Source organism: Marinobacterium sp. xm-m-383 (assembly GCF_013283255.1).
Lineage (GTDB): Bacteria > Pseudomonadota > Gammaproteobacteria > Pseudomonadales > Balneatricaceae > Marinobacterium_E.
Window position 1 is genome coordinate 408143 of sequence record NZ_WBYT01000001.1, and the last position, 23009, is coordinate 431151.

The 23009-nt window shown below is 44.9% G+C and carries 21 protein-coding genes, 3 tRNA genes and 1 pseudogene; 18 read left to right on the top strand and 7 right to left on the bottom strand.

Annotated features, from left to right (window positions below):
- Positions 1-132 precede the first annotated feature (132 nt).
- Positions 133-2310 (top strand): response regulator, encoded by a 2178-nt coding sequence (locus XMM383_RS01935; protein WP_173483949.1) that lies wholly within the window; start codon positions 133-135, stop codon positions 2308-2310.
- A 103-nt stretch (positions 2311-2413) separates the two neighbouring features.
- On the opposite strand, the gene XMM383_RS01940 is transcribed toward XMM383_RS01935, so the two are convergent.
- Positions 2414-2770, bottom strand: coding sequence for a phasin family protein (locus XMM383_RS01940; protein ID WP_173482481.1), 357 nt, complete (start codon positions 2768-2770; stop codon positions 2414-2416).
- 167 nt (positions 2771-2937) lie between these two features.
- Between XMM383_RS01940 and XMM383_RS01945 the strand changes: the two are divergent.
- Positions 2938-3669 (top strand): annotated as a pseudogene (locus XMM383_RS01945) (RluA family pseudouridine synthase); the annotation flags it as partial.
- Between the two features lie 51 nt (positions 3670-3720).
- A complete protein-coding gene (gene mtnN / locus XMM383_RS01950) occupies positions 3721-4509 on the top strand; it encodes a 5'-methylthioadenosine/S-adenosylhomocysteine nucleosidase (RefSeq protein WP_173480920.1) in 789 nt (262 codons plus the stop codon).
- Between the two features lie 19 nt (positions 4510-4528).
- Here mtnN and XMM383_RS01955 read toward each other — a convergent pair whose 3' ends face one another.
- On the bottom strand, positions 4529-4984 hold the full coding sequence (locus XMM383_RS01955; protein ID WP_173482484.1) for a TlpA disulfide reductase family protein: 456 nt from the start codon (positions 4982-4984) through the stop codon (positions 4529-4531).
- A 76-nt stretch (positions 4985-5060) separates the two neighbouring features.
- On the opposite strand from XMM383_RS01955, the gene XMM383_RS01960 reads away from it, so the two are divergent.
- Complete coding sequence (locus XMM383_RS01960; RefSeq protein ID WP_173480922.1) at positions 5061-5936, top strand: NAD(P)-dependent oxidoreductase; 876 nt, start codon at positions 5061-5063, stop codon at positions 5934-5936.
- Positions 5937-6017: 81 nt separating this feature from the next.
- A complete protein-coding gene (locus tag XMM383_RS01965; RefSeq protein WP_173480923.1) occupies positions 6018-6158 on the top strand; it encodes a hypothetical protein in 141 nt (46 codons plus the stop codon).
- A gap of 39 nt (positions 6159-6197) precedes the next feature.
- Here XMM383_RS01965 and XMM383_RS01970 read toward each other — a convergent pair whose 3' ends face one another.
- Entirely contained in the window at positions 6198-7064 is an 867-nt protein-coding gene (locus XMM383_RS01970; protein WP_173480924.1) for a DUF1853 family protein, read from the bottom strand.
- 98 nt (positions 7065-7162) lie between these two features.
- On the opposite strand from XMM383_RS01970, the gene XMM383_RS01975 reads away from it, so the two are divergent.
- From XMM383_RS01975 to XMM383_RS02005, 7 genes are all read left to right on the top strand, one after another.
- The gene (locus XMM383_RS01975) at positions 7163-7483 is read left to right on the top strand and encodes an excinuclease ABC subunit C (RefSeq protein WP_254443042.1); all 321 of its coding nucleotides are present in this window, start codon (positions 7163-7165) and stop codon (positions 7481-7483) included.
- A 4-nt stretch (positions 7484-7487) separates the two neighbouring features.
- Complete coding sequence (uvrC, locus tag XMM383_RS01980) at positions 7488-9311, top strand: excinuclease ABC subunit UvrC (protein WP_173480925.1); 1824 nt, start codon at positions 7488-7490, stop codon at positions 9309-9311.
- 14 nt (positions 9312-9325) lie between these two features.
- On the top strand, positions 9326-9892 hold the full coding sequence (pgsA, locus tag XMM383_RS01985) for a CDP-diacylglycerol--glycerol-3-phosphate 3-phosphatidyltransferase (protein WP_173480926.1): 567 nt from the start codon (positions 9326-9328) through the stop codon (positions 9890-9892).
- A 109-nt stretch (positions 9893-10001) separates the two neighbouring features.
- Positions 10002-10077, top strand: a tRNA-Gly gene (locus XMM383_RS01990).
- A 4-nt stretch (positions 10078-10081) separates the two neighbouring features.
- Positions 10082-10156, top strand: a tRNA-Cys gene (locus tag XMM383_RS01995).
- Positions 10157-10213: 57 nt separating this feature from the next.
- Positions 10214-10300 (top strand) — tRNA-Leu (locus XMM383_RS02000).
- A gap of 82 nt (positions 10301-10382) precedes the next feature.
- The gene (locus XMM383_RS02005; RefSeq protein WP_173480927.1) at positions 10383-10754 is read left to right on the top strand and encodes a response regulator; all 372 of its coding nucleotides are present in this window, start codon (positions 10383-10385) and stop codon (positions 10752-10754) included.
- A 22-nt stretch (positions 10755-10776) separates the two neighbouring features.
- On the opposite strand, the gene XMM383_RS02010 is transcribed toward XMM383_RS02005, so the two are convergent.
- From XMM383_RS02010 to XMM383_RS02020, 3 genes are all read right to left on the bottom strand, one after another.
- Positions 10777-12498 (bottom strand): GGDEF domain-containing phosphodiesterase, encoded by a 1722-nt coding sequence (locus XMM383_RS02010; RefSeq protein ID WP_173494431.1) that lies wholly within the window; start codon positions 12496-12498, stop codon positions 10777-10779.
- Positions 12499-12564: 66 nt separating this feature from the next.
- Positions 12565-14337 carry an EAL domain-containing protein gene (locus XMM383_RS02015; protein WP_173480929.1) on the bottom strand — a complete coding sequence of 591 codons (1773 nt, stop codon included), beginning with the start codon at positions 14335-14337 and terminating at the stop codon, positions 12565-12567.
- Positions 14338-17007, bottom strand: a complete 2670-nt coding sequence (locus XMM383_RS02020) for an ATP-binding protein (RefSeq protein WP_173494432.1) — start codon at positions 17005-17007, stop codon at positions 14338-14340.
- 100 nt (positions 17008-17107) lie between these two features.
- On the opposite strand from XMM383_RS02020, the gene XMM383_RS11835 reads away from it, so the two are divergent.
- From XMM383_RS11835 to XMM383_RS02050, 6 genes are all read left to right on the top strand, one after another.
- Complete coding sequence (locus tag XMM383_RS11835) at positions 17108-18001, top strand: NAD(P)-dependent oxidoreductase (RefSeq protein ID WP_371731517.1); 894 nt, start codon at positions 17108-17110, stop codon at positions 17999-18001.
- Positions 18002-18031: 30 nt separating this feature from the next.
- Positions 18032-18367, top strand: coding sequence for a hypothetical protein (locus XMM383_RS02030; protein WP_173480932.1), 336 nt, complete (start codon positions 18032-18034; stop codon positions 18365-18367).
- 57 nt (positions 18368-18424) lie between these two features.
- Positions 18425-19915 carry a hybrid sensor histidine kinase/response regulator gene (locus XMM383_RS02035; protein ID WP_173494433.1) on the top strand — a complete coding sequence of 497 codons (1491 nt, stop codon included), beginning with the start codon at positions 18425-18427 and terminating at the stop codon, positions 19913-19915.
- A gap of 42 nt (positions 19916-19957) precedes the next feature.
- Positions 19958-20605, top strand: a complete 648-nt coding sequence (locus tag XMM383_RS02040) for a DNA-binding protein (RefSeq protein ID WP_173495570.1) — start codon at positions 19958-19960, stop codon at positions 20603-20605.
- 14 nt (positions 20606-20619) lie between these two features.
- Positions 20620-21051, top strand: coding sequence for a response regulator (locus tag XMM383_RS02045; RefSeq protein ID WP_173480935.1), 432 nt, complete (start codon positions 20620-20622; stop codon positions 21049-21051).
- A 648-nt stretch (positions 21052-21699) separates the two neighbouring features.
- On the top strand, positions 21700-22023 hold the full coding sequence (locus XMM383_RS02050) for a zinc ribbon domain-containing protein YjdM (RefSeq protein WP_173488863.1): 324 nt from the start codon (positions 21700-21702) through the stop codon (positions 22021-22023).
- Positions 22024-22069: 46 nt separating this feature from the next.
- On the opposite strand, the gene XMM383_RS02055 is transcribed toward XMM383_RS02050, so the two are convergent.
- Entirely contained in the window at positions 22070-22921 is an 852-nt protein-coding gene (locus XMM383_RS02055) for a sulfurtransferase (RefSeq protein ID WP_173483954.1), read from the bottom strand.
- Between the last annotated feature and the right edge of the window lie 88 nt (positions 22922-23009).

The following is a 23009-nucleotide window of genomic DNA, read 5'->3' on the forward strand; positions in this document are numbered from 1 at the left end:
GACCCTTCTCGGTCATTTATGACCACTGCACGCGTTGAAAAATCATTCCTAAATGTCAGGTTTGGGTCTATAGTTACTGGAAGCTAGAATTTTGGCGGATGTGCATTGTTGATTAGGTTCTTGATAGTTGGTTTGCTTCAAATATTTGTAGCACTTCCCGTATGGGCGCAAGAAGCGATCTGGGTATTCGAAGACACAACGGCTTCGCGAAGTATTGAAGACGTTGTTGGAAGTCCTGCTTCTTTTGTAAAGACCACCGATACCCATAAAGGGTTTAGTCAGTCGGTATTTTGGCTCCGTGTCGATCTGACAAACGAGACCGCGCAGAGGCAGACGCAGGTGGTGCAGTTCGAGTCACATCTGCTGCCCAAAATAGAGCTCTACGGTGTCCTAGAGAACGCCGCTGTAAGTGGTCTTTCTATCGATAGGGCTGAGCGCCCGCTCCCCACTCTGCTTCCCAGTTTTCCGATTGAGTTAGAGGCGGGCCGCTCTGCAACTCTACATTTTAAAATCACATCGTCCTTCGAAATTGAGCTGGCTTATGGGGTTAAAACCCTTAATGTAGCCCTAGCGGACAACGGAAGGTTTGAAAATCTTCGCTATGCACTAACGCTGGGACTTTTGATCTTGCTGGCTTACAACATAGCCTCAGCGATTATCATTAGACAGGCGTTACATTGGTTGTATGTAGTGTTTGTCTCGTTCATGCTCTGCACGCAGGCCATAGAGATTCAATTAATTCCTTTAGGCAGGCACTTCGCCGCAGTTAGCGGCGCTTTAGGTTTGATTTGCGGAACGCTTTTTCTCGCCTCTCTTTTCAATCAGCTACGAGATAAGTTTGTCCGCTCGGGCATAGCTATTTGCACCATTGCAAGCCTAATCCCCCTTGTGCTCTACGGACCCGCGGCTGCCTATCAGTCGTTGATGAGTTTGTCCGTTCCACTCAACTTATTGCTACTCAGCGCACAAGTGATTGTTTCGCTGGTTAAACGTAAACCTTACAGTAAGTTGGTTTTCGCGGGTTGGACGGCCTTTGTGGGTGGAACGGTTCTGGCCTTGATGGGCGGAAACGGAGTCCTACCGTTCGAATTTCAATCAGCCTACGCTGTTGGAAGCTTGCTTGAGGCCACCTTGTTCTCCGTTCTCCTTGCCTATCGTCTGCATGACCGTGACCAGACTGTCGACTTGTTAGCGCATCAGCGAGCGAACAATGAGCGCCAAAAAGAGATGTTTGCCATAATTGGCCACGAGCTGCGCACACCGGTATCGATAATATCTATGGTTGCTGATAACGCCGACATGCAACCAAACGATAAAGTCGCCCAGATAAAAAGTATCGCTGAAAATCTTTTGAATGTTCTTGAGGATCTGCGAATTGTGGTGGCGCCCGAACGTGCTTTGGTTGCCAAATTAGAGTTAGCAGACCCAGTCGAAATTCTGAAGCGTGCGCTCTCACCGATGAGTTCTATGCTCGCCGCAAATGGCTTCTCCCTGCATATCGAGTCCGCGCAATCCAAAGGTCAATTATTCGAGATCCGGTCACAGCAGTTTCGACAGTGTGTTACCAACCTAGTTAAAAACGCCGCATTACACTCTGGTGGATCTGAGGTTCACGTTAAGTACGAGCATCAGGTCAACAAAAATAACGAGGTAATCTGTCGCGTCAGGGTCGAGGATAACGGCACGGGCATCCCAGATACACTGAAAAATAAAGTGTTCGATGCTTTCAGGCGAGGCGGTACGAATCAAGAGGGTTCAGGGTTAGGCTTGTTTATCGTCAAGAATTTCGCAGAGCAGATGGGTGGTACGCTCGCTTATTCGGCGAGCGAGTACGGTGGCGCTTGTTTTGAGCTCACGTTCCCCGTCAAGGCAGTTAACTCTGAGGCACAGGCACAGGCACAGGCACAGACACAGACACAGCGTGCAGGCCTCTCCAATATGCGTATCCTACTTGCTGAAGATGATCGAATGCTTCGAATGCTTACGATAAATATGCTGACTAAAGAGGGAGCAGAGGTTAGTGCCTACGAAAATGGAAGGCTTGCCCTCGCTGCATACTCACCAGAAAAGTTTGATCTCGTAATCACTGACTTGATGATGCCCGAGATGAACGGTCACGAGCTAACTAGAAAGATTCGATCATGGTCATCGGAGACTCCTATCATCGCTGTCACAGCTGCCGTTGTTGGAATTGAAACCGATCAATTTCTAGCTGAGGGAGCGGATTATGTCATTCCCAAGCCAGTATCTAAATCCGCTCTACTAGATGCACTTCATGAGATAAACAGTCGCCGTGCAGCTGGATCTTAGATGTCGCCTAAGTGCCGTTAAGAGACAAAAAAGAGAGCCGTAGCTCTCTTTTTTAAAATCACAGCATTCTGCTATGCAAAGTGCAGTGATGTTTAGTTGCTCATTATGCTTTAGCAGACATGAACTTTTTTAGTTCTTCGAACATTGGAGCTGAAGCGTAATCTTCTACACTCTGTTCCATCAGTTCAGTCAATTCAGCTTTAGCGGCTGCAAGTGCTGCGATCTCTTTCTCAGCAACTTCAGTCATTTTAGCTTCAGCTTCTTTCAAGTATTTAACTTGAAGTTCTAGAGCTGCTTTTGGATCTTTAACTTCAGTTAGAGATTTCATCTGTGAAAGAGATGCGTTAACAACCTCTGTTACATAAGATGATTGAAGACCAATTAGGGCTTCAGCAGTCTTCTTGTTGATCTCAGCCATCGCCATCATTGGCTTCATGCTATCTTTTAGTTCGTTCATCATGAGTCATACTCCTAATTTAATTTATTGTGCACTGCACCATAGGGTCAATATATTGTGGTTTTTGCTAACTGTCAAACCTTTTTGTGCACCGCAACAAAAATATATTTAGAAACTCCCACTGTGGTTTTTTTCACGAATAGGTATCATGGCGGCAACACAAGGAAACCGACATGCAACTCTCTATACTCTTCGAAGATGACTATCTTATAGCAGTAGATAAACCCTCGGGTTTATTGGTTCATCCGAGTTGGATTACAAAGCCTGATGAACCCACCTTAATGGGCCTGCTGAAAGAGCACTTTAATGCTGAAAAGCTGCATACTATCCACCGACTTGATAGGGCAACTAGTGGGGTTATGTTGGTTGGTAAAGAGCTTGAGTCATCGAAAACAATGCAAGAGCAGTTTCAGGCCAGAGGTGTAAAAAAAGAGTACGAGTGTCTTGTAAGAGGGTGGTTTAGTGAACCCCAGGGCAGAATTGATCATGCATTGGTGCCCAAATACGATAAATATGCAGATCCCCTAGCAAGCCAGGATAAAGAGGCCAAAGAGGCGGTAACCGACTTTGAAGTCATCGCGCAAACTGAGCTGGATATTCCGGTTGGGCGCTACTCAACATCCCGCTACAGCCTTGTAGCCTGTTTCCCGCACACAGGGCGTAAGCACCAAATTCGCCGTCACATGAAGCACCATCTTCACCCCATTATTGGCGATACCAAATACGGAGAGGGGCGTCATAATCGTATGTTTCGAGACCATTTCAACCTTCATCGATTGGTATTAATGGCGAGATCGATTCAGTTTTCCCATCCAGTGACTGATGAACTGATGACAATTCATGCCGATCTACCTGTTGATATAGAGCGGTTATACGAAGCGATAGGGCTGAATAAGTCCTAATAAATCGTGTTAGAATTTACACCTTATTAGTCCAAACCTTAAGAGTTTCAGATGAGCCGTCCTGACGATATCAATGCCAAGATCCAAACTGACAATGCCACTTCATCCAGTTTAGAGAGCGCACTTAAAAATAGCCCCGTCATCGCACTGATTGGTGCCATGGATCAGGAGATTGAACGCCTAAAAAACAGTATTCAATCTTTACAAGTAAGTGAAATCGCAGGCTTTACTTTTTTTTCAGGGCAGATCGACGGTGTCGACGTGGTGCTGCTTAAATCGGGCATCGGTAAGGTCAATGCTGCAGTGGGTACCACCTTGCTGTTAGATCACTTTAAACCAAGCTGTGTGATTAACACAGGTTCTGCTGGTGGCTTTGATCCAACGTTGAAAGTAGGGGATGTGGTGATCTCTGATGAGGTTCGTCACCACGATGTTGACCTAACCGTATTTGGCTACGAGATCGGTCAAATGGCTAGAATGCCAGCCGCTTACTTAGCGGATGAACTGCTACTTAAGGTGGCTGAAGAGTCTATAGCTCAGTTTGAAAACACCGCATGTCAGCGTGGTTTAATCGCGACCGGTGATGCCTTTATGAGCGATCCAGAGCATGTTGAGAAGGTTAGAGCCAACTTTCCTACGATGAAAGCTGCAGAGATGGAAGCGGCTGCCATTGCACAGACCTGTTACCGCTTTGAGGTTCCGTTTCTAGTTATTCGGGCGTTGTCGGATATCGCAGGCCAAGAATCTAATGTCAGCTTTGATCAGTTCATCGAAACGGCATCAGAAAATTCGGCTCAGATGGTTTTAGCAATTGTTGCCAGACTTGCAAAACTAAGCTGATCCGAAGAGTCGCTGGTTGCTATTCAGCAGCCAGCTCTTTCAGATAGTTGACGACCGATTCACTGTCCCATTCGCGCTCACCGATCACCTTATCAATCACTTCGCCCTCTTTATCGAGCACCAATGTCATGGGTAATCCCTCAAGACGCAGAGTCATAAAGGCCGCTCCCGGCTCATCCAGCCAGATTTCGGGTTCTGCGCCATCAAAGTTCTCCAATACGAAGGCCTCCACCTGATCACTCATATCACCTACATTGATAGCTACCACTCGCGCGTGACCTTCAACAGCCTCCTCTAAACGCCCTAATGCAGGCATCTCACGAATGCAGGGCGGGCACCAGGTTGCCCAGAAGTTAATCAAGCGTACTTCACCTTGGTACGCATCAAGCGTGATAGGGTCACCCTCTAGGGTTTTGAAATCCAGCGGTGGAAGTTGCGCGGCCTGTGAAGTGATCGAACAAATCGATAAAAACATTCCTAGCGTATAGGACTTAATAGTGTGTAAGCTCATAGTTATTAATACGAATCATATAGAGAATAAGGATCATATCATGGCAAACGTTGCTTTTATTGGCTTAGGTACAATGGGTTACCCAATGGCAGGGCATCTTACTAAGGCGGGACATGAAGTCACTGTATACAACCGAACCTTTGCTAAAGCAGAAGCCTGGGTCAGCGAATACGCAGGTAAAGCAGCTAAAACCCCACAAGCAGCCGCTGAAGGCTGTGACATTGTATTTGTGTGTGTCGGTAATGATGATGACCTATACCAGGTTACAACGGGCGACGAGGGTGCCATTAAAGGCATGAAGACTGGTGCAATTCTTGTTGATCACACCACGGCATCCGCTGAAGCGGCTAGAACACTCAATACGGTCTGCCGTGAACAGGGATTGGGATTCATTGATGCTCCTGTGTCTGGCGGACAGGCGGGCGCTGAAAATGGCGTGCTTAGTGTGATGTGTGGTGGTGATTCAGAGGTCTACAAACAGGTTGAACCAGTTATTGATGCTTATGCTAAATCACAAAGCTTGTTGGGTGATGCTGGAGCAGGGCAGTTGGCTAAGATGATGAACCAGATCTGTATTGCAGGTTTGGTGCAGGGGTTAGCTGAAGCGATCCACTTCGGCCAGAAGAGTGGCCTTGATGTTGCCGCCGTTATTGATGTTATACAGCACGGGGCAGCCGGTTCTTGGCAGATGGTTAATCGTCACCAAACAATGATCGATGAAAAGTATGACTACGGTTTCGCTGTTGATTGGATGCGTAAAGACTTAGGTATTGTCCTTAATGAAGCGCGCAGCAATGGCGCACGCCTTCCTGTGACAGCGATTGTGGATCAATTCTATTCGGAAGTTCAGGCGCTGGGAGGCAATCGTTGGGATACCAGCAGTCTGCTGAAGCGACTGCAGTCGATGGATAAATAGTTGTATATATCTTGCAGGAATTGATTTAGATCAATAAAATGCACTCTGTCTTAAACAAACAAATTAATGAGGTTTAGTCAGATGGGCTCAATCGATAAATACAACATGATTTCTCTAGCTCCAAGCCTAGTGATCATCGGTGCAATGCTTGTTATGACAGTTGTCGGCATTAAGCTTCTAAAAGGTGCAATTGCTAAAGATGCGGCGAAAGCTGGCGAATAAGCGACCTTGTTAAAAAAACCGCCTTCATTGGCGGTTTTTTTATCTCTGATTGATCATCGACTCTGCATTATCCACCCAGGCCTCTGGCACAACAAACAGCCTTTCCACTAACTGTCTTGAACAGCCTTTGCCCAACACCACGAACAGTTGTTGTGGTCGGTCGATCACACTCTTTGCTCTCTTTAACAGGTTGCTTTTACTCACTGCGATGTCATGGATATGTGAAGGGGAGGTCAACCATTCAGATCTCGATGGCATTAAAAAACGAACTGCGTCTGGGTATTCATCTAAAAAGCCTTCCAATTCGTTGATGCAAAGCCAGCGGCCACGAGAATGCTGCGGGTGAATGTTATCCGGTATCTTCGATTGGTTATCGCTGACATGGTAGAAGAGCCAGCCAAATATTTGTGCATAGCTCTCAACCGCCGAATCGACCCCTAACGATTGCAGAGTGCGTTTTGCTGGCTCAGACTCAAGAAGTTTTAACTGCTTGTTTTCTATATGTGTGATTTTTCTATCCAGAGAGTCCGTCAGACTAGGACCTAAATAGTCACTCATCTGACCGCTACTCCCAACACGAAGATAAAATTTTATGGCGACCTCTATATGCTGCCAAGCGCCATCTTTGCAGACTAGAAAATCTGCTTCGCCTAAGGTTTTCTTATCCTCAATTATTTGAATATGACTTTTTAAATCAGTTATTTGAGAAAATGTTTTAAGATGAAGCTCGAATAGGTCCTCAAAGTGAACACCTAGCCTGTGATGATGTTTAAGCTTCGAAATCAAGGAAGCGTTAATAGCGAGAGGGTCACGTCTAAACTTGTTTTCACCCACCAGTGTTTGGGCTTGGCTTAACCAGGCAAGTTCACTCGCTGTCTGCTCTGTTGTGTAGACGATCTTTTTCATAAAACACGCTGGCTGAATTTTAAATTCAAATTAACATTCTAGCGGCCAATACGGTACTCTATAGTCTCAATTTTAGTGAGCGAGTTAAGGAGCAGGGAATGGCTTTAATGACTAAACGTCAAGCTCTAGAAGCTGAAGCGGAAGCACGAATGGAGAAAACCACTCGTAGTCCACGTCTCTCTGATACGGATATTAATTACATCCTCATCAACGGTGCACAAATTGCACTGAGCAAAATGAAACGTGCCGATGCCTATGATGATCGTCTCTACTATCATGCGCAAATCAGTGCTTACCTTGAGGTGTCACTTTCACGTGGCGCAGGGATCACCGACGATACTCGCGATGATTTAAACAACCTCTACAAAGAGGCCACTTACATCTACATGGAATCGAAACGTAACCGTGCCAGGGATTAATTGATTGACGACGTTTGATCCTAAAGCCTTCTTAGCAACACTCCCTAACAAAGCTGGCTGTTATCAGATGTACGACAGTTCTGGTGAGCTGTTGTATGTCGGTAAAGCAAAGAACTTAAAGAACCGTGTCTCAAGCTATTTCAGAGAGACTGGTCTCTCTATTAAGACCCAAGCATTAGTCAGCAAAATCCAATCCATTGAGATTACGTCAACCGGTTCTGAGACAGAAGCACTGCTGCTAGAGCAGAATTTAATTAAGCAGTATCGACCGCCTTACAACATATTGTTGCGTGATGATAAGTCTTACCCCTACATATTGATCACCGATAAAGACGAATTTCCAGCCGTTAGATATCAACGCGGAAAACGTTCTCCCAACGGCACTCTATTTGGCCCTTTTCCTAGCGGTGGCGCGGTAAAAGAGAGTCTGAATCTTCTACAGAAGCTGTTTAAAGTACGTCAGTGTGACGACAGTTTTTTCCGTAACCGTTCTAGACCCTGCCTGCAGTACCAAATAGAGCGCTGCAGCGCTCCCTGTGTGGGTTTAGTTGACGATGCGGATTACCAGCGTGACGTGCGTCATACCAAGCTTTTTTTGCAGGGTAAAAACCCAAAAGTGATGAGTGAGCTCGCATCCGAAATGGAGGCTGCCTCTCGTCAATTAGCGTTCGAAAAAGCCGCTCAGCTTCGGGATCAATTGGCTCGCTTGCAGCACGTACAAGAGCAGCAGACCGTTATCGGTCAAAAAGGTGAGGCGGATGTCTTTGGCGTAGCCGTTCAACCTGGCGGCGTTTGCGTACACGTTCTTTTTGTCCGTCAGGGGCGAGTTATTGGCTCCAAAGTGTATTATCCCCGAATTGCTATCGAAGACAGTGCAGAGGATGTCTTAAGCGCTTTTATTGCTCAGTTTTACTTGGCTGGCGGGCGCGAGATACCAGAGTCTATTATTACGGCGATTGAACTGCCCGAGTCTAACCTTCTCAGTGAAGCTCTTAGTCAAATGCGCGAACGTAAAGTCTCTATTACTAGTAAAGTGCGTTCTGATCGCAACAGTTGGCTTAAGTTAGCTCAGCAAAATGCCGAACAGAATTTACAGTCACAGCTGGCCAATAAACAAAATATCTATAACCGATTCCTAGATCTTCAGTCAGCGCTAGGCATGGAGGAGATCCCCTCAAGACTTGAGTGTTTCGACATCAGCCACTCCAGTGGAGAGGCTACTGTGGCCTCTTGTGTAGTGTTTGATCGCAATGGCCCGCTGAAACGTGACTATCGTAAATATAATATCGAAGGTATTACTGGGGGTGATGACTACGCCGCCATGAACCAAGCCTTGCACCGTCGTTTTGAAAAGGCGACCAGTGCGGATGCAATACTCCCTGATATCCTGGTTATTGACGGGGGTAAAGGACAGGTAGCTCAGGCTGTTGAGGTGCTTAATGAGCTCAATATTCAAGGGATCAAGGTAATTGGTATCGCGAAAGGCCCAACACGTAAAGCGGGCTTTGAAATTCTGATTGATGCCGAAACAGGCAGCGAGAATATATTGCAGTCTGACTCTCTTGCGCTTCATTTGTTGCAACACATCCGTGACGAATCCCACCGATTTGCCATCACGGGTCACCGTGCGCGTCGTGCTAAAGCGAGAAAGCAGTCACTACTCGAAGGCATTGATGGCGTCGGCCCTAAACGCCGTAGAGAGCTACTGAAACATTTCGGAAGTGCGAAAGCGGTTGAGTCAGCAAGTGTTGAAGAAATCGCAAAAGTCTCTAGTATTAGTAATAGTCTTGCAGAGACGATCTATCTCGCTCTGCACCCCGATAGCTAAAGGTGCTTCTCTGCATGAATCTACCCAACGTATTAACTCTGTTACGTATTGTTTTAATTCCATTTTTCATCATTGCATACTACTGGCCGACACCTTTTGCCGGTTGGATATCAGCAGGAATCTTTGCCTTAGCGGCCGTTACTGATTGGTTGGATGGTTATCTCGCTCGCAAATGGCAGCAAGAGAGCAGCTTTGGGGCATTCCTTGACCCTGTGGCCGATAAGTTAATGGTCGCTGCGGCTTTGATTTTACTGGTCGATACCTATGGACGTCTCTTTTCTGATTGGCCTGCCATTCTCTCGATTCCAGCCATCATCATAGTCGGTCGTGAAATCGTGATCTCTGCATTGCGTGAATGGATGGCTGAAATAGGGGAGCGCGCTCAGGTTGCCGTCTCTATGATTGGTAAAGCTAAAACAGCCCTTCAAATGCTAGCCATCTTTATCATGATTGGTGCTGCGCCCGGAACGACTCTGGCCTGGATCGGGGTCGGTATTCTCTATGCTGCTGCGCTACTAACGCTATGGTCTATGTTTGTCTACCTGCGTGCTGCTTGGCCACACCTTAAACCTAATCAGTGATAGGCCTTAAAGTCGAGTAAGTGGTTATTTTTTAAGCAGATCTAATTTCAATCTAGCGATTGACAGGGTGGGTGAAGCGTCTATAATACGCGCCACTTGTTCAGCAAGTGCGGGAATAGCTCAGTTGGTAGAGCGCAACCTTGCCAAGGTTGAGGTCGCGAGTTCGAGCCTCGTTTCCCGCTCCAATATGGCGAGTTGGCAGAGCGGTGATGCAAATGATTGCAAATCATTACTAGGCCGGTTCGACTCCGGTGCTCGCCTCCATATTCTCTTCCTAAAGATCTCTCTTTAGGGATGTATCAAACGATACACATCATCAATGCCCTGGTGGTGGAATTGGTAGACACAGCAGACTTAAAATCTGCCGGCCGTTAGGCTGTACCGGTTCAAGTCCGGTCCGGGGCACCATTTTTATCTACTTTTTCTTGTCTACTTTCATCTTCTTGCTAAACTAAATTTACGTTTAACATTCTTATTAAGTAGTTGAGATATGTCTAAAAAAACCATCCTTTGCATTGACGATGACTCGTTTACCCTTGCCCAGATCCGTGATGCTTTGGAGTCTGATTATAAATTGGTCTGTGCAGTTGACCCTGAAGTGGGACTTTCATTAGCGGTCAAACGCCAACCCGATCTGATTCTACTTGATGTCAATATGCCGGGAATGAATGGATTAGAGTTGGCTGATCTGCTCGACAAAATCACCATGACCAGCAATATACCTGTGATTTTCCTGAGTGCATTTGCCACCCCTGAGATACAGGAGCGTGCAGAACAGTTAGAAGCAAAGGCGTTTTTAACTAAGCCATGTAACGGTCGTTACATTAAAGAGATGGTCGCTAAGTTTTTAGAGACTGAGTAGATACTTTGTTAGATCGCACTCTCTAAGCTGAGTAGCGATCTAACATCTCCTGCGAACTTAACGGTTTGCTGAAATAGTAGCCTTGAATGTAATCGCAACCCAGCTCTTTCAGAGCAAGCAGTTGCTCCTCTTGTTCCACACCCTCAGCGATCACTTTGATTCCTAGCGATTTTGACATCTGAATAATCGCTTTACAGACGGATAGGTTTCGACTGTTTTCGGGTAGTCCGTCGATGAATACTTTATCGATTTTCAAATAATCAATTTTAAAGTCCAGTAGATAAGATAAGGCAGAGTAACCGGTTCCGAAGTCATCCAACGCCAGCTCAATCTGATTTTGTGAACAGTATCCCATTAAATCATTGAGCTTTTCAGACGGAAGAAAGAGCGAGCCTTCCGTCAATTCAAGCCGTAACTTGAGCAGTTTTCCATGGTTTAAGTTAGAGAGGAGATTGATGATATCTGAACTACTATTTTCACCAGTATTAAGGCTTCGCGCAGAGACGTTCACAGAGAAAACGGGCAAAGGGTCGATAACGGTTTGCCACCGCTGAGCGGCCTCAATCGTCTTATGAAAAACTCGCTCATCCAATTGCGCAATAATGCCTATCTCTTCTGCAATTTGGATAAATTCATCTGGTGAAATCTGGCCATAGTAGGGGTGTTGCCACCGCGCTAGGGCTTCAACACTGTATAACTGCTCCGTATCACAACTAATAATTGGCTGAAACATCACCTCGATTTGATCGTCTGCAACCGCCTGTTTTAGATCTGCGATGAGTGTTTGACGCCTAATCGAAGCGGTCGTCATTTCAGGTGAATAGAAAACAAATTGATTGTCTCCGAGCTGTTTTGCTCGATAGAGCGCCTGCTCAGTAAACTTCAGCAGGTCGGTTGCATCAAGCGCATCTGATGGAAATTCAGCCGCACCAATACAGCAGGAGATATCGTATTGCTGATTTTGATAGAAAAATGGTGCTTGAATGTTGGATCGAATTTTAATCGCTAAATCGACTATGTTGGTTTTATTCTTTTGATTATTGATGAGCAACAGGAACTCATCACTACCGACTCGCGCCACTATGTCATGGTCAGACACATTATTATGAATGCATTCAGCAACATGAATCAGTATCGCATCGCCGCAACCATGACCGTAACTGTCATTAAACGATTTAAACCGATCTATATCCAGTGCAAGTAGTGTGTAGCGGTGCCCAGTATTAGCCTCGTGAATAGATGAATTCAAACAACCCACAAAGTAATTACGATTAGGTAGTCCAGTCAGGGCATCATAGTTTGTGTGTTGCCAGATGAGCTTTTCACGACGCTTATCTTTGGTGATGTCTCGACCAAAACCAATCAACCCGACAATTTTTCCATCACTGTTCCTAAGGGGTAACTTTGAACAAAGATTAAATGTCTCACCGCCCTTAGGCCAGGTTTCAGTATAGAGTTTGGCAAGCAGTGGCTCACCAGTCTGCATAAGGTCCAACTCTTCCTGTCTCATCGCTTCTGCATGTTCAGCAGTGTAAAAGTCAAAATCACTCTTGCCCAGTATTTGGTCAACCTCTTTTAGCCCATAATGTAGGGCTAGGTTCCTATTTGCGTAAATCAAGGTTGACGAGAGATCTTTAATAAATACCTGATCGAAACAGTTTTCTAGTATCACGTTCAACAGTGGCTGATCCCTGAACCACTCAGTCGTTAGGGAATCCACAATTTGTGTTGTGTAGCGCGACATATAATCAGCCTTGATGGTTAACTACCTTAAGCATAGTCGATTATTAGAAAGTTGCTTACCTCTTTGCTAAGAGAAAGAGTATTGTCTATTCGCGCTGGTCACTAATGGCTGCGGTGGGAACTCATTTGGTAGTAGGGGTGCATCAAATAGATAACCTTGTCCCTCTTCACACCCCATATTTACGAGCATTCTGTACTGCTCTTTAGTCTCTATACCCTCAGCGACTACCACCAGATCAAAGGTATGCGCTAAAGCAATGATTGCTTGAACTAAGCGTCGCGATTTTTCAGAAAAAGTCATCTGATCGATAAAGCATCGATCAATTTTTAACGTATCCAAAGGTAAATTTTGAAGATAAGAGAGAGAAGAGAAACCTGTCCCAAAATCATCCATCGCAATGGATATGCCTAATTGACGAATCTCATTAAGAACTGAGATTGCATAGTCGACATTAGAGATGAACATAGACTCTGTAATCTCAATTTGAATTTGAGAGGGTGAGACGCCATGTTTGACCAATGTTGATTGCACAAATGATATAAAGTTTGGGTTGAATAGCTGAATAGGCGATGCGTTTATCGCCAATGTAAAGTCCATGCCGACTCGTCCCGATTTAAGCCAGCTGTTAAGTTGTTTGACTGACTCATCAAACGCCCATTCACCAATTTCATTGATCATGCCAATTCGCTCCGCAATGGGAATGAACAGCTCTGGTGAAATTTTGCCAAGGTTGCTATTTTCCCATCTTAATAACGCCTCAGCGCCGATGACAGATCCTTTGCTGATCGAAACCTTAGGTTGGTAAGTTAGATAGAGCTCTTTATTGATGATGGCACGTCTCAATTCAGATTCAATCTTTGCTTCGTGATTGTTCGAGTCATCCATCTGTTGGTCGTAGGCATCATAATCTAGGCCGCTATTAAGACAGGGAACAGCCAGTACCGCTCTCCGGATTAATTCACCGGGTTGTTTAATCAGTCCTTTAGATACAGCGAATCCAATTCGGACAGAAAGTTTATAGTGCAGTGTGCCGATTTCATGAATACCGGTTAACAATCGATGCATGCGTCTTGCGAATTGCTCTTCGAAAGCAGGGTCAATTTCAGTCTCTTTAATCGCGATAAATTGATTGGCATTCCAAGCACCGATCATTGCGACCTGATTAGCAGCTGACTCCGATATAAGCTTGGCGAGCGTTTGCATGGCTCGATCGTATATCTCATAGCCGTACGTTTTTGCTAAAGCATCCGCTCCATCTATTTCAATAAAGTAGGCCGTTAAGTCCTTCTCTAGCGCAAACTCTTCAAAGATATGTTTCTGAATTGCTCTTCGGTTAGGCAATCCAGTGGTTTCATCGGTGTAACCCAGGGCTTTCAGAGAGGCAATATCATCATCCGCTATGTAAGCATTGACATAAGTTGAGTCAGAGGCTGTTCTAACCGAACCCAATGTCGTTTTTAGAATATTGCTGATGCGTTCAATAATCAGCTGATGATCAAAGGGTTTATTTAAAAACTCGACCGCCCCTAATGCCAGCGCTTTTGTGCGGGTCTCCATATCAGTTTGCGCGGTTAGCAATATGATGGGAGGATGTTTGTTGGAGAATGCTTCGTCCAATTGTTGCATGACTTCAAAGCCATTCATGCCAGGCATTCGAATATCTAGAAGTATCAGGTCTGGCAGGCTCTGTTTTGTCTCTTGAAGAACCTGTAACGGGTCTGTTAAAGACCTTAGGTGGGTAAAACCCTGATCCTCTAATAGATCTTCTAAAAGAAGTACGTTCGCTTCGTTGTCATCAACTATGAGGATATTGGCGTCAAGAATGTTTTCGCGGCTCATTTAATTTACCTCCTCAAAGTAGTCATCAATTAGGTCGTAAAATTTAGGTATATCGATCGGCTTGGTTAGGTAGTGATCAAATCCCTCGTTTAAGCCTCGTTTAACATCGTTTGGCATAGCATTGGCCGATAGCGCGATGCAGGGAGTGCCCTCCAAACTTGGCTCCTGTTTGAGGCGTTTTAATAACTGAAATCCATCCATTCCCGGCATATTGATATCAAGAATAATAAGATCAGGCCGATGGGTTTTAGCCATCTCTAAACCCAGGAAGGGCTCATGAGCAACGACAAGATTTATGCTTTCAAAATCTTCAAAAATATCCTGCATGAGTCGCTGATTGGCTGGATTATCTTCAACGTAAAGAACAACCTTTTCTGATTGGCTGGTTAGATCAGTATTGAGTTGATCATTTTGTACCTTGCCGGATGTGAATGAGTCACTCTTAACCTGGCAGTTAGCCAGTGGTAGCGTTACAGTGAAGGTACTTCCGGTGTGATCGCTTTTCACATCGATCGTACCATTCATATATTCGACAACCTTTCTTGTTAGCGCTAGCCCGACACCGGTTCCCTCTATGCCAGAGTTTTCTGCATTGCTTCGATTGAATGGCTCAAATATATGATCAATCTGATCATCGCTGATACCGATCCCGGTATCCTGAACATGCACGAGTACTGATTGGTCAACCACCTCCCAAGACAATTCAACTGAACCTTGTTGGCGGTTGTATTTAATGGCGTTGGAGAGCAGGTTGATCAGTACCTGTTTGAGTCTGGTGTAGTCTGCCATCGCCTCAATATGCTGTGCGTTAGCTTTAACCAGAATAGAGATACCACTCTTGTCCGCTATTGGCTGCAGCACCTCTAGGGTTTCATTGGCAACGCTATCGACCAGCGTAGGTTCTAGTGAAATTGAGAGCTTACCCGCTTCAATTTTGGCAAGATCTAAAATGTCATTGATCAGTGTCAGAAGATGCTTACCACTCGAGTTGATTTGGTGCACCTGTTTTGACTGCTTCTCATTGAGAGGGGTCTTTCTATTAGCTTGGAGCAGTTCTGAGAAGCCAATGATTGAGTTCAGTGGTGTTCTTAACTCATGGCTCATAGAGCTTAAGAATTCACTCTTAGCACGGCTTGCATCTTCGATTAGATCCTTCGCTGCTTCAAGCTCCGCTGTGAAACGTTCCCGCTCATTCATCTGACGGTAGAGCTGAATCAGTAAAGAGCAGGTGGCAACAAAGGGTTCTAACCAATTGACCAGCTCATCATTCAGCTCTGATTCTGAGTTGGCAATGGCGATCATGCCTAGCGTTTTATCACCTTGTTTAATAGGCATTCCTAGCAAATTATGCAGAGGAGGGTGTCCATCAGGAAGACCGCGTCGACCCGGTGCTGTGGCGGGTGATTCTGTTAAGACCACCTCGCCTTGAGCAAACACACGACCTAACAGGGATTTCGTGTTGGTTACCCGACTCGAACCTGCCAAGAATTTTTGCATCAAACTTTTCGACTCTTTATCCCAGGAGAGATCAGTTAACGAGTGAACGATCAGTTCAGGTTCTGACTTGCTTGGATCCACCTCACCAATCAGCGCATATTCGCTATTGGTTAACTCGCGTAATGACTCCTGCAGAAAAGACCATATAGAGTTGCCACTGATCAGCGCTTCATAATCAGTTAGACCTTTGTGAAGTTTATCCAGCAGCATACTTTGTCGCTCTAACTCACGCTCTTTGCGCTTGGTTTCACGAAGATCCGTCACTATCCCAATGAACTCATTTTGAGATTGGTCATCAATAACCACTTCACTGACGGCCAAATGTATGGGTATCAGCTCGCCACTTTTACTGATGGCTGATACTTCACGACCTTCACCGATCACCGAACTGTTGTGAGTGGCATTTTGGCGCTTATCACGGTCGTAATGTTTTAGGTATCCATCATGGTGTTTAGCAATATCCTTAGGCATCAACATTGATATGTTTTGACCTACAAGCTCGTCGATAGAGTAGCCAAATAGAGATTCAGCTTTTTTGTTAGCATCCTCGATAATGCCGCGGTGACTGATCCGAATAACGGCAGCGGCTGCATTCGATACAAGGCTTGATTGCCTAGCCAATTCACGGCGAAGAAGATCACGTGAACTAATAATCTCTCTGTTTTTCTCTTCGTTATCTTTTTGTCGCACATGTAAGGCGATGAGAGCCTCAGCCTGCAGGGCAAAAGAGTTTAGAAGCTCCTTCTGCTCCTCAGTAAACTGGCGTGGCTTTGTATCAATGACACAGAACGAACCTAGACAGAAACCATTAGTGTCGTGTATTGGGGTGCCGCAATAGAAGCGTATGTTTGGCGCTCCGATCACCAGTGGATTATCATGAAAGTCAGGATGTTCAAGGGCATTACGCACCTCGAGTAGTTTGTGATCGTGAACCACATGGGAACAAAAAGCTTCATCACGACCGGTTTCACAAACATCTAATCCGTAAATGGATTTAAACCACTGTCGCTTACTATCTATTATTGAGACAGCGCAGATAGGGGTATTAAAAATATGAGCCGCCTGAGCTGTAAGCTGATCGAAATAGAGGTCACTGGGCGTATCGAGTAGACCAATGGATTTTAAGCTAGCAATGCGTTGAGTTTCATCTTCAGGGTGAGCGGCGATTCTCATAAAACACCTTTTATCAATCGGTTTAAAGTTCACCCAAACTGCATGTGTCGTAAATTCACATATAAGGTGTTTATTAACAAATTAGTACAAAAATAAAAAAGTGCTAAAAAATTTTGAGGTAATTATGTCTAAGATCTCTCTTCTTGGGATTGGCCTAATGGGCTTGCCTATGGCAAAGCGCTTGTTGAGTGAGGGTGTAGAGTTAACCGTCTGGAACAGAACGCAAGAGAAATGCTTGTCCTTAAAAGAGGATGGCGCCGCTGTTGCCGAAGACCTTAGCGAAGTCGCACAGAGCGATATCATTATTACCATGCTAGCTGATGGCCAGGTCGTCGAAGAGGTTATCTCTATGCTACTGCCTCAACTCACGAAACAGCATCTGGTGATCGATATGAGCTCAACATCGCAAAAAGAGGTCATCAGCATCGCTGACAAAGTTGAATCAACCGGTGCTCGTTTCATAGACGCCCCTGTGTCAGGAGGAGTAAAAGGCGCCGAAGAGGGTACACTGGCCATTATGGCAGGAAGTCGTGATGAGCGAACATTCGAAGAGGCCAATGTCGTTTTTTCATCAATGGGGCGAGCCACAAGAGTAGGGGATGTAGGATCTGGTCAGCTATCTAAACTGGCCAATCAGGCTATAGTAGGCGGTACCATCGCTATTGTATCGGAGGCTGTATTGCTGCTGGAACGAGCAGGCGTTGATTCTGAAGCCTTTAGACGCGCACTGTCAGGCGGGTTTGCTGATAGCACCATCCTTCAGTTACACGGTAAGCGTATGAGCGAACGAACATTTGAACCGGGCGGCAAAGTCACAACTCAACTCAAAGATGAGAAAAATGTTCTCGAAGCTGCGCAATCATTGAACTTAGAGCTGCCTGTTACAAAAGCCATTTATGAGCGGTATCAAGATCTTTCTGAGAATATGGGTAAAGGTGACTTAGATCACTCTGCGCTTTTCCTACAGTTACTCAAAATTAATAATTTAGGCTAGAATGCAATAAAACACTCTAGGGGAAATAGCATGCAGGGCAGTAAAGTCGTAAGTAAAAGCGCTTTGAAAGTGTATGTCCGTATGCATGATGGGGCCCGTCTAGTCGGAGCATTCTATCTAGCCCCAGGGGAGCGACTTCAAGATATTATGAATGATGACCGCTCCTTCATCCCACTCTACCTAGACGACACCAAAGAGAACAACCCGGTTGTGATGATATCTAAACGTTATGTCTCTCAAGTTGAAGAGATAAAGGACAGTAGAGACAATTCATCAACAACCACGAACACCAATCGTCCGATGAACTTTACCCTAGCGGATGAGCAAAACTCGCCTGACTCATTAAAAAAATTAGAGCTCGAGTAGCGATTGGCATAATTCCTGCTATGTTTTAACTAAAGTTATTAGTTAAAGCAGTGACCATTGAAGCAGAATCGATCAAACAATCATCAAATCGAGTCAGACACGCAATATACAAAGTTGTGTAAAGCCTTTGATTCACTCGATGAATCTCAATTTGATATTGTCATAGACTCTAGTACTGAGAAGGTTCATTTAGATGCCAGGGCTCAGCAGTTTTTTGTCTTATCAACACCTCTACCTCTGAATCAGTTCGACGCTTATTTCACCCCAGCTAATAAACTCATTGAAACGGCACCAATACGGTCTGGCACCAACTTTCGATACAGAGGAATTGATAAAGAGCTGCATCATCTGTCAGCGTATGAAACGAGAACAGAAACTGCGCCTCATTTAAAACATATTCGCTTTAAGCGTATCGATCTCTTTGATCCATCAAAATTGACCGAAATCGAAGAGAAACTGATCAATCAGAGGCAATTGTTCGCCATCATCTCTCACGAGATGAGAACGCCTGTCGCTACCCTGCAAATGCTTATTGAAGATCTAGAGCAGGGTGCTCCTAGTCCAAAACATACAGAACAGATGAAAAATACCGTTGATCATCTGATGTCTGTACTGCAGGACATGACCCAAGCCGTTAATCCTGAAAGGGCGCTACCAATAAGCAAGACAGCATTCCACCCTAATCAGCTATTAATCGATGCTCATTCACAGATGACAAGGTTAGCTGAGCTTAACGGTATGGTTGTGAAATTAGAGCTCATCGATAACGAAAATATAAGACTTGAGTCAGATAAACAACGTATAAAAATCATAGCGTTAAATCTGATAAAGAATGCAATACATCACTCAAAAGGCAGCACAATTAATGTGAAGGTTGAGTGGATACAAAGAGTAGATAAGGGTTACTTGGTGCTCACTGTATCTGACGATGGCCAAGGAATACCGAAAGAGGCAACCAATAAGATCTTTGAGCCGTTTGAAAGGCTGGGCACAAAGGTTGATGGCAGCGGACTTGGTTTGTTTATTGTAAGGCAATCACTCAACGAGCTGCATGGCGACGTTGATGTCGATCGAAATGAGCAGGGTGGCGCTCGTTTTGTTGTCAAGATACCTATGGTTGATCTTAATGCAAAGCAGTCTGAGCCAGTGTTTAGACAAGAATCTAAAGATACTGGAGATCTGCTTAAGCGCCTTAACCTACTGGTCGTTGAGGACGACCCCATCATAAGAATGGTCTCTAAAAACCTACTGGGTAAATTAGTAAACCAGGTGGATGTCGCGGAAAATGGCCATCTAGGATACGAAATGGCGACTCGCAAAGAGTATGACCTCATTCTAAGTGATTTCTTTATGCCGGTACTGGATGGCCGGCAAATGATCCAAAAGCTAAGAAAAGAGGGTGTGTCTGTACCCATAGTGGCAGTGACTGCCGCCGTCATGGGGCAGGAGTCTGAGGCACTACTCGATGCCGGTGCGAATAAAGTCATCGCAAAACCCATATCAATGAATACCTTTCTGGAAGTTGTTGAGCAGTGTGTTGCTAGATAACAGCTCGTCTTATCTATATAGTACGTATTTTAAATATGTATTATGTATCAAATGACCAGTATAAAACGCGAACAAGTCTACGAAATTGCCGACGAACTGCTAAGGCAGGGCATCAAACCCACCCAACAAAATGTCAGAGACAGACTCGGGTCTGGCTCATTAACCACAATTAACAAAGCACTCAATGAGTGGTGGAGCGGGTTAGGGCAGAGATTAGACGCGCAAGCCAGTGGCTACGATCTTCCAGAGCCTGTTATTAAGCTCGCCAGCAAGATCTGGACGGATGCGATTGCCTACGCAAACCGAGCCAGTGAAAGCAAGCACAAAGAGGCTGACGAAGAGCGCAAGAAACTCACAGAAGAGCTGTCAACAATTGACAGTAAATATACCCAACAAATAGTTGATTTAAATACTATTATTAGCGAAAGAAATAACGAGATCAGCAAGCTTAAAATGGAATTGAACCAGGCTGTAACCAATCTTGGTAATGAGCGAGATCAGTCATACAGGGCAGCCAAAGCCTTAATGGATGCTGAGACCAAGCTAAAGCAATCCGAAGCGGGCGTACACAACAATGAGGGCTTGCTTGAAGCACAAGTACGGTTGAAAATACAGGCCGAAGAGATTGCGCGCCTTAATGCTGAAGTGTTGAGATTATCGACAGAAAACGCGCAGCTGAAGCTTAAATAGAGACCGGAAATAGCATGCTCATTCACGTTAAACCCTGTGCGGACACCGATAAGCTCAAGAAAATTGTTACGAACAGCAATCCTGGAGACAATATCAATGTCTCTAGCTTGCAGCAATTTGAGCAGCTCAAAGGTCTAATCATTGATGCAAGGGCGATAGATCTTAAGCTATCACTGATTGATGATGATGGTTATGTGCTAAAACAGATCTCCACTAAGCGTCGAGATATCCAGAGTAGCGCCGCAAAGAGCCCAGGCTTCACAGCACGCCAAATGTCCGTTATCTCTGCGCTAGAGCGCGTCATGACGCTTCTCGACAAGGAGGGGATCAACCTAATCGGCTACAGTGACGAGCTGGTCGCAACCATTGCAGATGACTCATCATTGCAAACTGGTGAGCTTGCTATCGACATAGACACCAAGGGCATCTACAAAGGCGCTTTGTAAGGTTCTTATTCGCTTTGTGGCAAAAGATAGAGGTAGGGATCTCCTGCCTTTTATTTATAATACTATATTTAACATAATATATATTATACGTATCTTTATATATCGTTATTGCGGTAGCTATGTTTAGGTAATTATTCGCTAACCTATTACTGAAAGACCGATAAAAACCATCAGATCAACACATCTAATAGCGCCTAAAAAGAATCAATCACCACCCTTAAGGCTTAATAAGCACTGAAAACCGATTGACCCCAACCAAACCATTGGCTGTTGATAGTTGTGTTAATCAATCTGAGGATCACTTGTGTGCAAACAATCACATTCAGAGCTTGTAGCGCCTTCCGTCATATATTTGCGTAAGGGTTAAAAACAGTTGAGCTTATCTAACCTTTAACGAAAATTGCCTTATCTCCTTTATTTAAATATTTAAAAACAGCTGTTTACCGAACAAAACAATAATCAACCTTATTTTTATACCCCTTTATCTTCGCGCGTATCTAAGCCTGCTAACCGCCGTTATTTGGCTCTATTTAAATGATTCATGATGCTTTTAGGTGAGGATTGATGCGGTTTTTCAGTGTGGATAACTTTTATGAACTGCTTTAAATCAGGTATGATTAATCCCTTATTTTTATTAAGGAATTTCCGATGTCAGACTCATACCCAGCTTGCCCTGAATGCTCCTCTCCATATGCCTATGAAGATCAAGGACAACTTGTCTGCCCTGAATGCGGACATGAGTGGGATCCCAATGCAGCGGCTGAGTCTGAAGACCTGCTGATTGTTAAAGATGCAAACGGTAATCAGCTGCAAGAAGGTGATTCTGTAACCTTGATTAAAGATCTTAAAGTCAAAGGTGGTGGTACAGAGAAAGTTGGCACTAAATTCCAAGTGCGACGTTTAGTAGACGGGGATCACAATATCGATTGTGGCAAATTGATGCTGAAATCAGAGTTCGTTAAAAAGGCCTAAAGTATTAAGGTGTCAGGCTTTTGGCCTGACACCCTGCCCTGACTGTTTAGTTCCCAGTTTCAACACCCCTATTGGGATCTCTAATCCACTCAGACCAGGATCCTGGGTAGACACTGACTGGTGGCAATCCCGCCAACTCAATGCAGAAACGACTTAAACAAGCGGTTACACCAGAACCACACATCAGGATTGGGTCCTGCGCTTTATAGTCACCCAGCTTGTGGCGATAGATCTGTTGTAGTTGGTCTGCAGATAGAAATTGTCCTTCAGCGTCGTAGTTATCAGACAGTGGAATGTTCTTTGCGTTTGGAACATGCCCTGCGACCGGATCAATGGGTTCTACCTCACCTCTGAAGCGCTCGGCTGCACGTACATCCGCAATAATACGATCCTTCAGTTTAGAAGCCTTAATAACATCATCAACATCAACAACGGATTCCAAACTCTCCTTAACCGTCAAATCACCCTTTTGATTTATATTAGGCGCTTCTGTTGTGACCTTTCCGCCCTGCTGTTTCCAAGCGTTAATGCCACCCTCAAGAATAGCCACTGATTCATGGCCTATCCATCGACACATCCACCAGAAACGAGCCGCAAACAGACCAGCCGAATTATCATAGGCAACCAGCTGTGTATTCTCAGAAACACCGCAGGACCTTAGAAACTGTGCGAACGACTCCTTTGATGGCAATGGGTGTCTTCCGCTTGTGGATGTGATTGGAGAGGACATAACCTCATCTAAGTTAACGTAAATAGCATCTTCAATATGCCCTTCATCGTACTCTTGCTGCCCTGTTTCTGGAGTCATCAGATCAAAACGGCAATCAAAAATAACCGTTTCACAATCCAATGAAATCAACTCTTTCGTACTCATTAACGTCGTCAAAGGGTTAGTCACTTTCTGTTCCCTGCTCTATGATAAATGGATAAGAAATTTAACATTTGATTAATCTCTTCGTGTTAAGTTAAAGCAAATAGATTGAGGT

What these genes read in the sequence shown, in the direction of transcription:
- XMM383_RS01940 (WP_173482481.1), bottom strand. Translation starts at nt 2,770, where the DNA reads ATGATGAACGAACTAAAAGATAGCATGAAGCCAATGATGGCGATGGCT.
- mtnN (WP_173480920.1), top strand. Translation starts at nt 3,721, where the DNA reads ATGAGCCGTCCTGACGATATCAATGCCAAGATCCAAACTGACAATGCC.
- XMM383_RS01955 (WP_173482484.1), bottom strand. Translation starts at nt 4,984, where the DNA reads ATGTTTTTATCGATTTGTTCGATCACTTCACAGGCCGCGCAACTTCCA.
- XMM383_RS01960 (WP_173480922.1), top strand. Translation starts at nt 5,061, where the DNA reads ATGGCAAACGTTGCTTTTATTGGCTTAGGTACAATGGGTTACCCAATG.
- XMM383_RS01965 (WP_173480923.1), top strand. Translation starts at nt 6,018, where the DNA reads ATGGGCTCAATCGATAAATACAACATGATTTCTCTAGCTCCAAGCCTA.
- XMM383_RS01970 (WP_173480924.1), bottom strand. Translation starts at nt 7,064, where the DNA reads ATGAAAAAGATCGTCTACACAACAGAGCAGACAGCGAGTGAACTTGCC.
- XMM383_RS01975 (WP_254443042.1), top strand. Translation starts at nt 7,163, where the DNA reads ATGGCTTTAATGACTAAACGTCAAGCTCTAGAAGCTGAAGCGGAAGCA.
- pgsA (WP_173480926.1), top strand. Translation starts at nt 9,326, where the DNA reads ATGAATCTACCCAACGTATTAACTCTGTTACGTATTGTTTTAATTCCA.
- XMM383_RS02005 (WP_173480927.1), top strand. Translation starts at nt 10,383, where the DNA reads ATGTCTAAAAAAACCATCCTTTGCATTGACGATGACTCGTTTACCCTT.
- XMM383_RS02010 (WP_173494431.1), bottom strand. Translation starts at nt 12,498, where the DNA reads ATGTCGCGCTACACAACACAAATTGTGGATTCCCTAACGACTGAGTGG.
- XMM383_RS02015 (WP_173480929.1), bottom strand. Translation starts at nt 14,337, where the DNA reads ATGAGCCGCGAAAACATTCTTGACGCCAATATCCTCATAGTTGATGAC.
- XMM383_RS02020 (WP_173494432.1), bottom strand. Translation starts at nt 17,007, where the DNA reads ATGAGAATCGCCGCTCACCCTGAAGATGAAACTCAACGCATTGCTAGC.
- XMM383_RS02030 (WP_173480932.1), top strand. Translation starts at nt 18,032, where the DNA reads ATGCAGGGCAGTAAAGTCGTAAGTAAAAGCGCTTTGAAAGTGTATGTC.
- XMM383_RS02040 (WP_173495570.1), top strand. Translation starts at nt 19,958, where the DNA reads ATGTATCAAATGACCAGTATAAAACGCGAACAAGTCTACGAAATTGCC.
- XMM383_RS02045 (WP_173480935.1), top strand. Translation starts at nt 20,620, where the DNA reads ATGCTCATTCACGTTAAACCCTGTGCGGACACCGATAAGCTCAAGAAA.
- XMM383_RS02050 (WP_173488863.1), top strand. Translation starts at nt 21,700, where the DNA reads ATGTCAGACTCATACCCAGCTTGCCCTGAATGCTCCTCTCCATATGCC.